General features: G+C 62.2%; 15 protein-coding genes and 1 pseudogene. 6 read left to right on the top strand and 10 right to left on the bottom strand.

Going from position 1 to position 15,493, the window contains the following annotated elements; translation table 11 throughout:
* Positions 1–453 precede the first annotated feature (453 nt).
* The gene (locus NKI52_RS06030; RefSeq protein WP_352637313.1) at positions 454–1,854 is read right to left on the bottom strand and encodes a phospholipase D family protein; all 1,401 of its coding nucleotides are present in this window, start codon (positions 1,852–1,854) and stop codon (positions 454–456) included.
* Between the two features lie 62 nt (positions 1,855–1,916).
* Positions 1,917–2,732 carry an endonuclease/exonuclease/phosphatase family protein gene (locus NKI52_RS06025; RefSeq protein WP_023677076.1) on the bottom strand — a complete coding sequence of 272 codons (816 nt, stop codon included), beginning with the start codon at positions 2,730–2,732 and terminating at the stop codon, positions 1,917–1,919.
* A gap of 182 nt (positions 2,733–2,914) precedes the next feature.
* Here NKI52_RS06025 and NKI52_RS06020 point away from each other — a divergent pair, with 182 nt between their 5' ends.
* The gene (locus NKI52_RS06020; protein WP_023677075.1) at positions 2,915–3,325 is read left to right on the top strand and encodes a DUF427 domain-containing protein; all 411 of its coding nucleotides are present in this window, start codon (positions 2,915–2,917) and stop codon (positions 3,323–3,325) included.
* 31 nt (positions 3,326–3,356) lie between these two features.
* Here the strand turns inward: NKI52_RS06020 and NKI52_RS06015 are convergent, their stop codons facing one another.
* From NKI52_RS06015 to ku, 4 genes are all read right to left on the bottom strand, one after another.
* Positions 3,357–3,773, bottom strand: coding sequence for an HD domain-containing protein (locus NKI52_RS06015; RefSeq protein WP_352697325.1), 417 nt, complete (start codon positions 3,771–3,773; stop codon positions 3,357–3,359).
* 127 nt (positions 3,774–3,900) lie between these two features.
* Positions 3,901–4,272, bottom strand: a complete 372-nt coding sequence (locus NKI52_RS06010) for an avidin/streptavidin family protein (protein ID WP_352577667.1) — start codon at positions 4,270–4,272, stop codon at positions 3,901–3,903.
* A 75-nt stretch (positions 4,273–4,347) separates the two neighbouring features.
* A complete protein-coding gene (locus NKI52_RS06005; RefSeq protein WP_352684393.1) occupies positions 4,348–5,748 on the bottom strand; it encodes a PAS domain-containing HWE histidine kinase family protein in 1,401 nt (466 codons plus the stop codon).
* 93 nt (positions 5,749–5,841) lie between these two features.
* Entirely contained in the window at positions 5,842–6,675 is an 834-nt protein-coding gene (ku, locus tag NKI52_RS06000) for a non-homologous end joining protein Ku (RefSeq protein ID WP_352697323.1), read from the bottom strand.
* A 119-nt stretch (positions 6,676–6,794) separates the two neighbouring features.
* Between ku and NKI52_RS05995 the strand changes: the two genes are divergently transcribed.
* Positions 6,795–7,259, top strand: a complete 465-nt coding sequence (locus tag NKI52_RS05995) for an NUDIX hydrolase (protein WP_352684389.1) — start codon at positions 6,795–6,797, stop codon at positions 7,257–7,259.
* Positions 7,260–7,313: 54 nt separating this feature from the next.
* Here the strand turns inward: NKI52_RS05995 and NKI52_RS05990 are convergent, their stop codons facing one another.
* Positions 7,314–7,916 (bottom strand): alpha-ketoglutarate-dependent dioxygenase AlkB, encoded by a 603-nt coding sequence (locus tag NKI52_RS05990; protein ID WP_352684387.1) that lies wholly within the window; start codon positions 7,914–7,916, stop codon positions 7,314–7,316.
* Between the two features lie 111 nt (positions 7,917–8,027).
* Here NKI52_RS05990 and NKI52_RS05985 point away from each other — a divergent pair, with 111 nt between their 5' ends.
* Together NKI52_RS05985 and NKI52_RS05980 are read left to right on the top strand one after the other, a co-directional pair.
* Positions 8,028–8,243 carry a KTSC domain-containing protein gene (locus NKI52_RS05985; protein ID WP_352697321.1) on the top strand — a complete coding sequence of 72 codons (216 nt, stop codon included), beginning with the start codon at positions 8,028–8,030 and terminating at the stop codon, positions 8,241–8,243.
* 163 nt (positions 8,244–8,406) lie between these two features.
* Positions 8,407–8,562 (top strand): annotated as a pseudogene (locus tag NKI52_RS05980) (histidine kinase); the annotation flags it as partial.
* Positions 8,563–8,599: 37 nt separating this feature from the next.
* Here the strand turns inward: NKI52_RS05980 and NKI52_RS05975 are convergent.
* Together NKI52_RS05975 and NKI52_RS05970 are read right to left on the bottom strand one after the other, a co-directional pair.
* Positions 8,600–9,781, bottom strand: coding sequence for an acetate/propionate family kinase (locus NKI52_RS05975; protein WP_352697319.1), 1,182 nt, complete (start codon positions 9,779–9,781; stop codon positions 8,600–8,602).
* Positions 9,781–12,192 carry a phosphoketolase family protein gene (locus NKI52_RS05970; RefSeq protein ID WP_352697317.1) on the bottom strand — a complete coding sequence of 804 codons (2,412 nt, stop codon included), beginning with the start codon at positions 12,190–12,192 and terminating at the stop codon, positions 9,781–9,783. Before NKI52_RS05970 ends, NKI52_RS05975 begins: the two co-directional genes overlap by 1 nt.
* Positions 12,193–12,490: 298 nt before the next feature.
* Here NKI52_RS05970 and NKI52_RS05965 point away from each other — a divergent pair, with 298 nt between their 5' ends.
* Positions 12,491–14,491: a protein-L-isoaspartate(D-aspartate) O-methyltransferase gene (locus tag NKI52_RS05965; protein ID WP_023677064.1), complete on the top strand. Its 2,001-nt coding sequence runs from the start codon at positions 12,491–12,493 to the stop codon at positions 14,489–14,491.
* Between the two features lie 48 nt (positions 14,492–14,539).
* On the top strand, positions 14,540–14,785 hold the full coding sequence (locus tag NKI52_RS05960; RefSeq protein ID WP_023677063.1) for a hypothetical protein: 246 nt from the start codon (positions 14,540–14,542) through the stop codon (positions 14,783–14,785).
* A gap of 112 nt (positions 14,786–14,897) precedes the next feature.
* On the opposite strand, the gene NKI52_RS05955 is transcribed toward NKI52_RS05960, so the two are convergent.
* Positions 14,898–15,482 carry a DUF1772 domain-containing protein gene (locus tag NKI52_RS05955; protein ID WP_352620755.1) on the bottom strand — a complete coding sequence of 195 codons (585 nt, stop codon included), beginning with the start codon at positions 15,480–15,482 and terminating at the stop codon, positions 14,898–14,900.
* Positions 15,483–15,493: the final 11 nt, after the last annotated feature.

Raw genomic sequence — 15,493 nt, 5'->3', positions numbered from 1 at the left:
TAGTGCACATTAACGTACGTGTTGCAAAATGGATGCTTGGCAACGCCGGATTTCGGGTAGCGATACTTGACGATAGCGTGATCGCTTAGGAACTGGAGCTTCTGCAGCCAAATGGAATCACTTGGCGTCGCGGAATTGCGTCTAACCAGACAGTTGGAGCGGGATCTAATTTGAAAGCATCCCGCCCTAAGACGTGTTGCGCCGACGCGCCGGTGTTGCTCGATTCGGATCGCTTGTCGGCCGACCATCGTCATCGGCAGCAGCCGGTCGTGTCGGCCGCTCAGCGGCGCGGTCGGCGCGCATTTTGCGTTTATGCGCCATCCAGAACGGCAAGAGCTCGGCAAGAAAACTGTATATCGTGGTCTTCATCGGCATGCTCCGGACAACGGTTACAACTCGTGGTCCCGCATTTCCGTTCCGACAAAGAGTTGCGTTCCGACAAATCCGTCGCTTCTATAATTGCGATTCGATCGGCAGGCAGCCAACCAACGCTGCAACGATACGCCGATAGAGACTGGCCTCCGGTTCACGCGAACATTGCCGCATCTCGCCATCCGCGATGCCGAGCCACCGCACGGCGCCTTTGTCCAGGACCAGTTGATAGCTCGTCTGCGGCGACTTTTCGTGCTCGAACAGCCGGCGCAACTCCATCACCAGATTGGCATCGTGGAAAAGCACGCCCATTTCCGCATTCAACGACACCGAACGCGGATCGAAATTGAAGGAACCGACAAACCCGAGCGTATCGTCGACCGTGAAGGCCTTGGTATGGAGGCTGGCTCCCTTTGAGCCGAAAACGGAGATGTTGGCCTGGCGGTTGAAGGGTTGCAATTCGAAAAGCTGGATACCTTTTTTAAGCAGCTTGCGGCGGTATTTGGCATAAGCGCCGTGCACTGCGGCGACGTCCGTCGCGGCGAGCGAGTTGGTCAGGATTGCAACCTCGGCGCCACGGTCCACCAGCTTCGACAGGATGGCCAACCCGGTGCGGCCGGGGATGAAATAGGGCGAGACGATTTCGAGCCGCTGTCTGGTCGCCGCGATAGCGGGAAGCAGCTCCTTGGTCAGCCAGTTCCTGCGCCGCTTGCCGCGCACCTTTTCCGGCGGATCGGAAATGACGCGAACGCCTTTCGTCCAGCAGACCTCGTTATGCGCCGCAATGAACTCCGTGATCGTGCGCCAGGCACTGAGGCTGTTCAAAAGCTGGCCGTCCATCGACGCATCGAGATTATCGAGGAAATCGGCGCGCGAGCCCACCGCAGCCGGGTTGAGCAGCTGGATCGGCTTTGCCGCCTCGCAATTCCAGAACGCCTCGAAGATCTGCATCGTCTGCCCAACGGCAGGACCGAGAAGCAACAGGTCGAGATCACGGAAATTTGTCTCCGCGGCGTCGAAATAGGCATCGCCGATATTTCTTCCTCCGACGATGGCCAGGCTCCCGTCGGCGATCCAGGCCTTGTTGTGCATGCGGCGGGTCATCGCAAACAGCCGGGCGACCATCTCCAGCGAGCGAAAGATGCTGCCGTTCCTCATGCCGCTGGGGTTGAACAGCCTCAGCTCGATGTTCTTGTAGCTGTTGAGCGCCAGGTAAGCGGCGTCGCTGTTGCGCGGATTTATATCGTCCAGCAGCATGCGGACGCGGACACCGCGCTCCGCCGCCCTGACGACCTCTTGCATCAGCAGCCGGCCGCTATGGTCGTCGTGCCAGAGATAGTACATCAAGTCGAGGCTGCTGGTGGCACTGCGCGCGGCAAGGATTCGTGCGGCAAATGCATCATAATTGTCGGCGATCAGCAGCAGCCCGCTATCGCCGGCCGCGATCTTGTCCCGGGCAACCCGCGAAATGGCCGTATCCATGAAATACACCGGCAAATATCAGCGAAGCAAACGATCTGAATCTGACTAACAACCCTCCAGGTTCATTCTGGTTGCAGTCGCGGCTGCCTTATCGCGTCAAGGTTCAGGCGGGCCTTGATGGGCAGATGGTCGGAGGCGCGCTGCGCCAGCGGCGTCTTGTGCACCTCGATGCTGGAAATCAGGTGCGGCGGCCTGGCCAGGATGCGGTCGAGCGCAAACAGCGGAAAGCGCGACGGAAAGCTCGGCAGAACCGCATCGATCGGACCGAAATGCGGCAGCAGGGCCAGCAGCGAAGACCTGTTGCGGACCCGCCATTCGTTGAGGTCGCCGAGCAGGATTGTTGGCCGCAGAACCGGGTGCGTGGCTTCGACAAGTGCGTTGGCCTGCTGCGAGCGCGACCGCCGCAGCAAGCCGAAATGTGCGGCTATGATCCTGAGGGAGACGCCCTTCAGTTCCAAGTCCGCGATAACCGCACCGCGCGGCTCGAGGCCGGGCAGCCGGATCTGGTTCACGCTTTCGACCACGCCGCGGCGTGCCAGGATCAGATTTCCGTGCCAGCCATGGCTGCGGCGGTTTTCCGGGATGTGTGTGGGGACGAGGTCGCTGTCGCGCTCGAGTGCTGCGAGATCCAGCAATCCCTGCCTGCTTCCGGTTCTTTCGTCGGCCTCCTGCAAAGCAATGATATCGGCGTCGAGTTCCTTGACCACGGCCGCGACCCGCTCCGGATCGAACCTGCCGTCGGTGCCGACGCATTTATGCACATTGTAGGATGCGACCGTAGTGCATGAAATTTCATTGCCGGGTGCCGCAAACCGCGGCACTTCCCTTCGCAGCGCAGCGCCAAGCGACCTTGGAAGGGTAGGCGATCGATCCAGCATGTTATCCATTTGCTGTTGAGTCGGTGAGTGGCGGCCATTGCGATTATGGCGCGTGCGGAGGTCTGAAACAACGACGACCTTGCAAAACCGTTCCACCACCCGGCCTCGGCGCGCCCGCGGTCTGGAACCCTGACGGGCAACAACACGTTTCGGGAAGGCAGCGCAGTCAACGGAGAAGTCGAATGCAGTCCTTAGCCGCAGATTCCGCCCCCCGCCCAGGCCCGCTCAGGATTGTCCCGTTTGATGGAACCGTGACCGTCCGGTTCTCCGATGCCATTATTGCGTCGAGCGAGCGGGCAAAGCTGCTCTATGAAGACGGCCATGATCCTGTTTTCTACATACCCTTCGAGGACATCTATTTCGACCTCTTGGAGAAGACGAACACGACGAGCCACGGCCCGCTGAAGGGCACGGCAAGCTATTGGCGTGTTCATGCGGTCGGTTCGTCGGCAGAAGACTTCATGTGGGCCTACGAGACGCCCGACACCCCGGCATTGGCGATCGCCCGCCATGGTGCGTTCGATCCCGGCAGGGCGCGGATCGACGCCGATCCCGCGGAAGACAAGCGGCACACGCCGCACGTCACCGAGTAAACCCACATCGGCGACAGCCGCCAGCTGTCCGTCAGCTCGCGAACTCTTCCCTGAGAATGCGCAGGCCGTCTTCGTATTTCGCTGTCGAGGCACCGATCTGCCGTGCCTGCCATAGATTGTCGGCGAGATCGGCGCGCTTGACTGGCAACGCCAACGGATTGGCCGCGGCCCTGCGAACGAAAGCGGCATCATCCTCGTTTGGCAGCCGCGTCATGGCGTCGACGGCAGACACGATGGACGGCCCGAACCCGGCCGCCTCAAGCCGGTCGCGGTTCCAGCCGTCGCCTTTTTCGACGACGTCGTGAAGATAGGCGATGGCTTTCTGGTCGAGCGTTTCGACGGCATCGACGACCCGGCGGCAATGTTCGATATAAGGCCGCCCTGTCTTGTCCGTCTGCCCGGCATGAGCCTGTTCGGCGATTTTCGCTGCGCGATAAAGCACGCTCATTGGGTCGACCCCGTAACGAACAGCGCATGTCCCGGCTAACGCGCCATCGTCAGCGCGAGTTCCGATGCACCGCGGGAACCCTGCTGCCTCACTTGCGAGCTGAATGCCGCGGCGGCGGGCGCGATAGTCAGGAGACGCGTTCAAAACTGTCGAGGCTGGTTCCAAACGCGCGCCAGGCGGGGAGTTTCCTGGCACGGGCCGGGGCACCTTCCTGTTCCGCCGACAGAGCGGCATCCGCAACGGTGTGCCACAGCATCTCCAGCTTCCCGTTCCTGAGGATGCCGGTATAGCTCACCGCCGCGGCTCCGACCCGCCCTTCGGCCGCGCAGGTGAAGCCGATGACGTCTCCATGGCAGGCTCCGAACAGCGGCACGGTCATGCCGAAGAAGGCGCTGTCCTCTAGCGCCGTCCTGAAGGTTCCGCTGATCCGTCCGCCCTCTTCGGTGGTCAGTTCGACCACCGACCCGTACTGATTCCGCCAGGTGCCCAGCCAACTCATCGCTGCTCCTCCTGATTGCTACCAAAGGGATTGCGTTGCCACACGGCCGCCAAGCCGCGGCCGGTGTAGCGGCCTTCAATCAGCCGCGATGCCAGCCATCGACATCTGAACGAAGCGCAGCGGCGCTTCCAGCGTCCAGGTGATGCCGTGCCTGGCGAATTCCAGGCGGCCGGTGCCGCTGAGCGCCTGCGGCGTGACGCGTTTGAGCACAACCGTTCCGAAACCGCGTCGCGTGTTTTCATCCACCAATGGTCCGTCCAGTTCCCGCCAGACAAGGCGGAAGCCGTCGCTGCCATCGGCGGCTGGGGTCACGGTCCATTCGACCTCGACCCGTCCGTCATGGTGCGACAGCGCTCCGTGTTTTACCGAATTGGTGGCCAGCTCGTGAAAGGCAATGCCGAGATATTGCACGGCGTTCGGCTGCAGCATGATCGTCGGCCCGCTCATCGACAGACGGGCCTGTGTCGCGAAGGCCTTGGTCTGTGCATGGATCAATTCGCCGATGGTCGCGCCACGCCATTCCGCATCGACCAGGAGGTCGTGCGATTCCGAAAGGGCCATGATGCGTTCCCGGACCCGTGAAAGGAAGGCCTCTGGCGTACCCGCCAGCTTGCTGGTCTCGCGGATCATCGAGACGATCACCGAATACTGGTTTTTAACGCGATGGTTGACTTCGCGCATGAGTGTGCGGATGCGCCGTTCGCTTTCCTTGTGGGGGCTGATGTCGCGCGCGATCTTGGAGGCGCCGATGATACGCCCGATGCCGTCGCGTATCGGCGAGATGGTGAGCGAAACCGGAACCAGGGTGCCGTCCTTGCGCTGCCGGATAGTCTCGTATGAGGGAATCCGTTCGCCGGCGCGAATGCGGCTGATGATCATGGCTTCCTCATCCAGATGGTCGGGCGGGATGAGGATCGTCACCGGGCGCCCGATCGCCTCGGCGGGCGTATAGCCGAACAGGCGTTGTGCCGCGTCGTTCCAGCTGGTGATAATGCCGTTCAGGTCTTTGGACACGATGGCGTCCATCGAGGATTCGACGATGGCGGCGAGCCTTATGCCGGCGTCGTCGGCCAGCGTCTGCACGCGCAGGTCGAGCAGGGTGTTGATGGCGCCGACAACCTCGCCGGCTTCATTGCGAAGCAGGACCGGATGCGCACTGAACGGGATGAGTTGGCCGTCCGGCCGCTCGGCGATGGCTCGGCCCCCACGAACGTCCCGCTCCTCGAGCAACGCAACGGCCATTGGACACTCGTCATGCGCCATCGGCCGCCCGTCGAGGTGGCGAAGCTTCCATGACCCGCACCAGCGATCCTGGCCGATAACCGGACGATATCCCCAGAGATCGGCAGCGGGTTCGTTGAAGAAGGTGATGTAGCCTTGTTTGTCGGTGGTGTAGACGGCCACAGGCAACGCCTGCATCAGATCGGCGGAGGAAACTTGCGGGATCCCGCCAGTCCTTAGTTCAACGACGTCCACCAGTCCCCCGCTCCGCTTGGCTTGCCGACGGATTGCTACGTCATCTAAATGCGCGCGAGCGTTTTCGGTTCCGTTCGATCCGCTTTCGGACATTCAGGCTGATTTGCGTTTTGGGGCCGTTCTCGGCTTTTTGCTGGGAGCCTTGCCGCCTTCCTGCGCCAGGCTTTTGCGCAGAACATCGGCGAGATTGATGACGTTCGTCTTGGGCTCAGGTGCCGGCTTGGGCGGTTTCTTGCCCTTGCGCTTGGCCTCGATCATTGCAACCAGCGCCTTTTCATAAGTATCGTCGAACTTCGACGGGTCGAATTTGGCGGGCTTCTTGTCGATCAGCAATTGCGCGATTTCCAGCATCTCGGGATCGACCTTGCGAGCCTTCAGCCCTTCGAACACCGCGTCCGCCGCGACCACTTCATTGTGGTTGCGTAATTCCGTCATTACCATGCCCTTGCCCAGCGGCTGGATCAGCACCTCTCGGCCTCGCTGGTACAGCACGACGCAGGAGCGGGCTGCCACTTTCTTCCTGGCCATGGCGTCCCGGATCACCGCGAAAGCCTCCGTGGAGGGCGCGTCGGCCGGAACGAGATAGTAGGGTTTTTCGAGGTAGCGTGCGTCGATTTCGGCGGCAGGCACGAACTCGCCGATCTCGAGCGTATGCTGCGATACCATCTTCAGTTTCTTGATTTCGTCCGGCTCTATATGGATGAACTCACCCTTTTCGACCTCATAGCCTTTTACCTGCTCGGCCGCCTCGACCGTGTCGCCAGTCTCCTCGTCTAGATAGGCGCTCTTGACCGGGAGACCGTCCTCGCGGTTCAGGATCCTGAAATGCACTTTCTCGGCCTCGCTGACGGCACCCATGATCTTGACGCCACAGGAAACCGATCCGACTTTCATAAAGCCCTTCCAGGCAGCTCGCGGCGTCGCCATGTCGATCACTCATTTGTCGAACGGACGGAACGGCTGCGCGCGGAAATCGTTCCGCCATGGCAGGCTGTTCCATATGCCGGCCCGGACGTTTGTTTCATTTTCGTCAGGGGAATAGCGGAATGGCCCAACGCAGCGCAGGATTGCTCATCTTTCGCCGAAGGGAAGGACATCTCCAGGTCTTGCTGGTGCATCCGGGCGGACCATTCTGGGCGAAGAAGGACGACGGCGCATGGTCGATCCCGAAGGGCTTGGTCGACGAGAACGAGGACGAGCTGGCGGCGGCAAAACGCGAGGCCGAAGAGGAACTCGGTCTTGCCATCGACGGGGATTTCGAAAGCCTTGGCAGCTACAGGCAGCCGGGCGGCAAGCTCGTCATCGCATGGTGCGTCGAGACGGATTTCGACAGCGACGCCATCAGCAGCAACACCTTCGTCATGGAATGGCCGCCAAGGTCCGGCTCGATGAAGGAATTTGCCGAAGTCGACAAAGCGGGCTGGTTCTCCCTGCCTGAAGCCAACCTCAAGATCCTGAAAGGCCAGCGCGCCATGTTGGCGGACTTTGCCGGCCGGCATGGCGACGGATGAATTTGTTTCAGCCCAGTTCTTAGGGCAGTGCTCGGGCTTCCTCACCGCTCTGCTTTAAGCGCGTTGCGGCCGCAGCGTGCGCAACGTGATCGAATAGCGGTGCTCCGCAACCGGCGGAATGCTGTGCTCCCATTCGTTGCGCGCAGCACCCGTCATCAGATAGGCCGATCTTGGCTCGACGGTGACCGTCTTGCGGTCCCATCGCGTGCCGCTTTTCCGCCGCAGGCGAAAGCTGCAGGCGGCCAGCAGGGAAACCCCGGCGACGGCCTCGAAATGAGGCTTGTCGCGGTGCCAGCCGATACCGGCGCCCGGCCGGTACTCGTTGATCAGCACCTGCACGAAGGTCTCGGCGGGCAGGCGGGCGAAGGCTGCAACCTTTTCCCTGAGCGGCAGCAGAAAGCCGGGTATCGGCGGTGCCTCGACGACTTCGCGCCGGTCGTAATCATAACGCAGCCCGAAACCGACCACCCGCCGGTTTGCCAGATGGCCGTGAAAGTCGAAGGCCTGAAAAGGCAGGCTTGCGAGCTGGCTCGCCAACGCTGCTTGTTCGTCCGGCGTGATCAGTTCGGGCCGGTAGCGGAATCCTTCCGGCAGGTCGTCGGCGGCGGCAAAGAGATCGCCCTGGCGGGCTGCAGCCGATGTCTTGGGCGATGGCATCAACCGTATTTGGTGAAGCCGGCCCGTAGCGGCAAGGCTGCTTCGGCAGCAAGGAACTTCGCTCTCCGTGCAGGGTTATTCACACGACGGCGTGGATTGGACCTGTTGAGAATGCCTTCAACTGCGATCAGAAGCATCGATTACCAACCGGCGACGAGGATCCTCTCCGTATGGTTCGTCCCGAGCGGAAACCGCTATGATTACGAGGACGTGCCGCCGCAGGTCCACGCCGCGTTCCGCAAATCCTCATCAAAAGGCCGGTTCTTCAACGAGCATATTCGCGACCGGTACAAATACCACCTGATCGAGCAGAGCCACTCCAGCTGAACTTTCAGACGCTTCTCATTCATGAACTCGGCTGTCCGCCATTCCTGGCCGCACGGCGCAATGAGCGGACTTCGCAGTTGGCGAGTGACCTGATATTGACCATAATCCCCCCGCCGAAAACATCGAAAGCTTGGAATGTCCGCCGAAGCCGAAAAAACCGAGCGAAGGCGAGACCTGGCCGAAACCCGGCAAGCTCGGAGCACTGATCGCTCAATCGCTGACCGAAAATGCCAAAGCCCGGTTCGAGGTGGATTCTGCCCCCGGCAAAGGAACGCGGGTGACCATCGTGTTCAACAGATCGGCCGCCCTCGCGGCGTAGCCGGTCGAGCAAGCGCCGCCATTCGAGGCCATCCGCCTCAGCCGGGGCCGTCGATCACCTTGCGCGTGTGGCGGGCGATGACACCTTCTTCGTCGGTCGCCACGATGCGGACTTCCACCTTGCTCTCCGCCTGGCTCATCAGCGCGGCATGAGAGCTGTTGGCGGCCTCGTCGATCGCCACGCCGAGCCAGTCAAGCCTGTCGCAAATCGCTTTACGGGCCGTGGCCGAGTGCTCGCCGATGCCGGCGGTGAACACCAGGCATTCGAGGCCACCCAGCGTGTTGGCGAGGGCGGCAACTTCCCTGGCGGCGCGGAAGGCGAAAAGCTCCACCGCTTCGCGGGCCCGGCCGTCGTCGCTGGCCTCCAGCGAGCGCATGTCGCCGGAAATACCGGACACGCCGAGCAGGCCGGATTCCTCGTAGAGCATGTCTTGCAGCGCCTCTCCTGAAACGCCTCTTTCCAGCAGCAGGTACAAAAGCACGCCCGGATCGATGGCGCCGCAGCGTGTGCCCATGACCAGGCCGTCAAGCGCCGAAAAGCCCATCGTCGTATCGACGCTGCGCCCGTCGCGCATGGCGCACAGGCTCGCCCCATTGCCGAGATGGGCGACGATGGTTCTTTTTGCCGCCAGATCGGGCGATATCTGCTCGAGTCGGCCCGCGACATATTCGTAGGAAAGCCCGTGAAAGCCGTAGCGGTGGATGCCGTCTGCCTCATAGCGGCGCGGCAGCGCGAAACGGCTGACCAGAGGCTCGATGGTCCGATGGAAGGCGGTGTCAAAGCATCCGACCTGCGGCAGGTCGGGCCGCAACGCGGCAAGCGCCCGGATCGGCGCGAGGCTGCGCGGCTGGTGCAGTGGCGCAAGCGGGGTCAGCCTGTCGAGAGCCTCGATAATTGTCGGCGTCAGGCGGACAGGTTCGACGAACTCGCGCCCGCCATGGACGATGCGATGGCCGGCGGCGATCAATTTCCTTCCGCCAAGTTCGTTCTCGATCCATTGCAGCATCTGGCCGATGCCCATGTCGCGTGATGCGTCCGCGGCAAGTGGCCGATCGCACTGCAGCTCCCCATCGGCGGCTTTCGCGGTCAGCCTTGGCGCATCGCCCAGATCCAGCGAACCGCGCGAGGCAAGATCCAGTTCGGCGGACGCTTCAAGATCGTAAAGCCCGAACTTGATGCTGGAAGAGCCGGCATTCAACGCAAGGATCGATCGTCGCATCAATCGCCGGCCCTCGTCGCGCCGTCCTGCGGCCAAGACCATTTCTGGATCTCGGGCATGTCCTCGCCATGTTCGCGGACATAGGCCGTGTGCTCAGCCAATTTCCCGTGCAACGCCGCGGCAAGATCCTTCGCCCGCTCGGCCAGCCCCGGCACACGCGCGATCGCGGCGAGCGCCAGATGATAGCGGTCGAGCTGGTTGAGCACCACCATATCGAACGGCGTCGTCGTCGTGCCTTCCTCGCGAAAGCCGTGCACATGCATGTTGTCGTGGTTGGCGCGCCGGTAAGTCAGACGGTGAATGAGATAGGGATAGCCGTGATAGGCGAAGATGACCGGCTTGGCCCTGGTGAACAGTGCGTCGAACCTGTCATCGGCAAAGCCATGCGGATGCTCGGAATTCGACTGCAAAATCATCAGGTCGACGACATTGACGACGCGGATATTCAGGTCCGGAATGCCCGAGCGCAGGATATCGGCTGCAGCCAGCGTCTCCAGCGTCGGCACGTCGCCGGCGCAGGCCAGGACCACATCCGGATCTTCGCCCTTGGCAACCGTCCCGGCCCATTCCCAGATGCCGGCGCCGGCCTTGCAGTGTGCTTCCGCGTCTTCGGCGGACAGCCATTGCGGCGCCGGCTGCTTGCCGGCGACGATGACGTTGATGCGGTTGTAGGTTTTCAGGCAATGGTCGGTGATCCACAGCAGCGTGTTGGCGTCGGGCGGGAAATAGAGCCTGACCGTGTCGGCCTTCTTGTTGGCGACGAAATCGGCAAAGCCTGGGTCCTGATGGCTGAAGCCGTTGTGATCCTGTCGCCAGACATGCGAGGTCAGCAGGTAGTTGAGCGAGGCGATCGGCTTGCGCCAGGCAAGTTCGCCGGAGGTCTTCAGCCATTTGGCGTGCTGGTTGACCATGGAATCGATGATGTGGACGAACGCCTCGTAGCACGAGAACAGGCCGTGGCGGCCGGTCAGCAGATAGCCCTCCAGCCAGCCTTGGCAAAGATGCTCGCTGAGCACTTCCATGACGCGGCCGTCACGGGAAAGATGGACGTCGTAAGGCTCGATCCGCTCCATCCAGACCCGATCCGTAACCTCGAACACGTCGTCGAGGCGGTTGGAGGACGTCTCGTCGGGTCCCATCAGCCGGAAATTCCTGGCCTCGGCGTTCAAGCGGATCACATCGCGAAGATAGCTGCCGACGGTCCGCGTCGCCTCCCCGACAGTGCCGCCCGGACGCGGTACGTCGAGCGCCAGGCCTTTCCAGTCGGGAAGCACCAGGTCTTGTTTCAGCAGGCCGCCATTGGCGTAGGGGATAGCGCCCATTCGTCTTGGTCCTGTTGGCGCCAGCGCCGCAAGCTCCGCCAGTAGATGGCCGCCTTCGTCGAACAGCATCTCCGGCTCGTAACTGCGCATCCAGTCTTCGAGGATCTGCCGGTGCGCCGCATCGCCGCGTGCATTCGACACCGGCACCTGGTGCGAACGCCAGAAATCCTCGACCTTCTTGCCGTCGACCTCTTTCGGCCCGGTCCAGCCCTTTGGGCTGCGCAGCACGATCAACGGCCACAGCGGCCGCTCTCCCTTCCAGCCCGCGGCTCGTGCGGGCTCCTGGATGGAGTGGATCCGGCCGAGCACGGTATCGAGCGTGCGGGCCATCTCCCGATGCATCGGGGCAGGCTCATGGCCTTCCACGAAAAAGGTTTCGTAGCCATAGCCGAGGAACAGGCTGCGCAACGCCTCGTCTTCCATGCGGCCGAGGATGGTCGGGCTGGCGATCTTGTAGCCGTTGAGATGCAGGATCGGCAGGACGGCACCGTCGGATGCCGGGTTCAGGAACTTGTTGGAATGCCAGGCCGCGGCGAGCGGGCCGGTCTCGGCTTCGCCGTCGCCGACGACGCAGGCAACCACAAGGTTCGGATTGTCGAAGGCGGCGCCGAAGGCATGGACCAGCGCATAGCCGAGCTCTCCGCCTTCGTGGATCGAGCCGGGCGTCTCCGGAGCCGCGTGGCTCGGCACTCCGCCGGGAAACGAGAACTGCCGGAACAGCTTGCGCAGGCCGTCTTCGTCCCCGCCGACCTCGGGATAGATTTCGCTGTAGGTGCCCTCGAGCCAGCTGTTCGCGACCATTGCCGGGCCGCCGTGACCCGGGCCGCAGATGAACAGGACATCGAGACCACGTTCACGGATAATCCGGTTTAAATGCACATAGATGAAATTGAGGCCGGGCGTCGTGCCCCAATGGCCGAGCAGCCGCGGCTTGATGTGCTCGGGCCGCAAGGGCTCGCGCAAGAGCGGATTGTCGAGCAGGTAGATCTGGCCAACCGAGATGTAGTTCGCGGCGCGCCAGTAGCGGTCCATCAGATCGATCTGGTCAAGGCCGGTCGTGTGCGCAGCGGTGCGGACCTCGTCGTTCATGGAAATGCCTCCGGAATACCCTCGTCCGTCGTTATCTGGAGTGGCGTCGCGTCGGAGAAAGGATTTGCCTTGAAATAAGTTTGGGCGGCGTGGCTAGCGATTGCCGATCCTGCAACCCGCCTCGCCGGACAAAAGCGGGTCGGTCTTTTGGGGAACCTCGGGGCTTGCCAACGGTTAGGGAGATGCACCGCATTGCTTGGATCCAAAGGGACTGCCGAGGCCCTGAGATACGAGCCGGCCGAGGAGGCGTTGAGCAGCTTGGGCGATTGTAGCGGAGGCCCATAGGAGGAGCAAAAAGATGCTCGATCTCTCCCATGCCCGCAACCAAATGGTCGACATCCACTTGAGCCGCCGTGGCATTCGCGACCGCAATGTCCTTCAGGCGATGCGCGAGGTCCCGCGCGAGGCTTTCGTCGATCCTGGCTTTGAAGAATTCGCCTATGAGGACGGGCCGCTGCCGATCGCCGAAGGTCAGACGATATCGCAGCCCTACATCGTTGCGTTCATGATCGAAATGGCCGAGGTCGGAGCCGGCGACCACGTCCTCGAGGTTGGCACCGGCTCGGGCTATGCGGCTGCCGTAATGAGCCGGATCGTCGAACGCGTCTACACGATCGAGCGCCACGCCGCGTTGGCTGAAACGGCAAGGCAGCGGTTCAAAAAGCTTGGCTACGACAATATCGAAGTCCGCACCGGCGACGGCACCAAAGGCTGGCCCGAGGCGGCACCCTTCGATGCGATCCTGGTTGCGGCCGCCGGACCCGGCGCACCGCTCGCTCTGCAGGAACAGCTCGACGTCGCTGGCCGGCTTGTCATCCCGGTCGGCGATGAATTCGACTCGCAGCGCCTGCTCAAGGTCACCCGTACCGGCGCCGCAACCTACACTGAGGAGGATTTCGGCGGCGTGCGGTTTGTTCCGCTGATCGGCGAGCAAGGCTGGGGCGAGCCAGGCAGCGACAGCCAGATAGCGGCCGATCTTCCGCACCGGCATCAGCGCAGGAGCAGCCTGCCGCAGATGATCGCGGCCGCCGCCGAACCGCTTCCGGATTTCGACGATCCGGCCTTCGGTGCGCTGTTCGACCGGTTTGCCGACCGCCGCGTCGTCTTGCTCGGCGAAGCCAGCCACGGCACGTCGGAGTTCTACCGTGCGCGCGCCGCGATCACTCGCAGGCTGATCGAGAAGCATGGCTTCACCATCGTCGCGGTCGAGGCCGACTGGCCCGATGCCGCGGCGATCGACCGCTACGTCCGCCATCGGCCGCCGCGGCCTGGCGCAGATCCGCCGTTCCAGCGCTTTCCCACCTGGATGTGGCGCAACACCGACGTCGCCGAGTTCGTCGACTGGATGCGACAGCATAATGAGCGGATCAGGCTATCCTCCCGGCGGGCCGGGTTCTATGGCCTCGACATCTACAATATGGGTGGATCGATTGCGGCGGTCCTGCAATATCTCGACCGGGTCGATCCGCAGGCGGCGAGGATCGCGCGCGAACGCTATGGCTGCCTGACGCCGTGGCAGAACGACCCGGCCACCTATGGCCGTGTCGCACTCACCTCCGGTTACCAGAAATGCGAGAAGGCCGTGCTCGAGCAATGCCGGGAACTGCTTTCCAGAGAGCTCGACTACGCGCAGCAGGACGGCATCGATTTCCTCGACGCGAGCCAGAATGCCCGTCTGGTCGCCTCCGCCGAGCGCTATTACCGCACCATGTATTACGGCGGCGCGCAATCCTGGAACCTGCGCGACACCCATATGTTCGAAACGCTGGAGCACCTGCTGCAGGCCCGCGGCCCGAACGCCAAGGCGGTGGTGTGGGCACATAATTCCCATATCGGCGATGCCCGCTATACCGAAATGGGGATCGTCAGGGACGAACTGAATATCGGCCAGCTCTGCCGCCAGCGTTTTGGCGACGAGGTTGCCTTGATCGGGCTCAGTACGCATTCCGGGACGGTGGCCGCCGCCACCGACTGGGACGGCGACATGGAAGTGAAACCGGTTCGGCCTTCCCACAACGACAGCTATGAGCGGCTTTGCCACGACAGCGGCGTCTCGCCTTTCCTGCTCGATTTCGATCGCGACGACACGCTGCGCGAACGGCTTCTGGAGCGCCGGCTGGAACGCTTTATCGGCGTCATCTACCGGCCCGAAACCGAGCTCCACAGCCATTATGCGGACGCCTCGCTCGCCCGCCAGTTCGATGCTTTCGTCTGGTTCGATGAAACCAGTGCCGTGACGCCGCTTGGGCCGGAACATGCGGGGACAGGCCTTCCCGAGACCTATCCTTTCGGGCTGTAGCGAATTTGGACCCTGGGAAAGTGGAAAATCAAAAGAAGGAGGTCACCGATGGCCGGAAAAAAGACTCATGAGCAGCAATTGCGCGTCATCGAAGAGCGCGAGAACACGAAAAACGCCGGCAAGGATTTCGACGCGGAAGCGGATTTGAAAAAGACCAGGCAAGAGCGCGAGGCGTTCCGGCGCGGTGCCGAGCTCAGATCGGACCCGAAGGACATTGCCGATCCCGACGACCGCAACATCATCCGCGGCGAGCACCAGGAAAGCGCCCACAACAAGCATCGCACCGACCGCTGAAACGGCAGGATCGCTTGACGTTAAGATAGTACGCCGGTTCCGTTCCCTGATCTGACGGATGCAGCGTTCGTGGCGACAAGTTGGCGGACGAGGGCCGTCTTGATCCCTGGCGCTATTCAGCAAAAAATGTCGCGGCGATAGCAATTGAGACGAGGCTCAGCATCGCCAGGCCTGCCTTGGCGACATGCGAAGCCTCCCAGACGTTGCGCAAGTCTCTCCAGTCGCCGGTCTGCTTTCGAGAGAACATTGAAAAAAACGTCGCGGCTGATTGCGGCATGGCAACGTCTTGCACCCAGAAATTATTGACGGGATGCGTGATCAACCAATAGGTCGCATGTTCCGCCAGCAAGAAGGCAAGCGCCGCCAAGGTCCACCAGAATCGAGCGCTTGGATAAGGCGTCAGGTAGAGCAGGATGGCGAGGGCAATGATGCCGCCGATCTCGGCAAAGCCGCCGATCGTGAAGCCGGGATAGTAGATCGCCTGCACTGATCTGTAGGTGGCCTCCTTGAGGCGCAACTTGCCGGGCAATTCCAGTGCGTGCGCGAGCGAGAGCGCCATCGAGACGGCGACCAGAAGAAGGGTGGCGATCATCAATGCGCGCATTTTCCTGCTCCCTGAATGATGCCCTCGTGGCGCGCGCGTACTTAGGGTGGTTGGTGATCCTATAAAGGCAACGACACCCGACTTCGCCGGCAAGTCCGGTTCGG

It is taken from the genome of Mesorhizobium sp. M0590, assembly GCF_040320905.1.
GTDB lineage: Bacteria > Pseudomonadota > Alphaproteobacteria > Rhizobiales > Rhizobiaceae > Mesorhizobium.
Note: the sequence above shows the minus strand (reverse complement) of the source record. Positions and strands in the feature narration are given on the sequence as shown.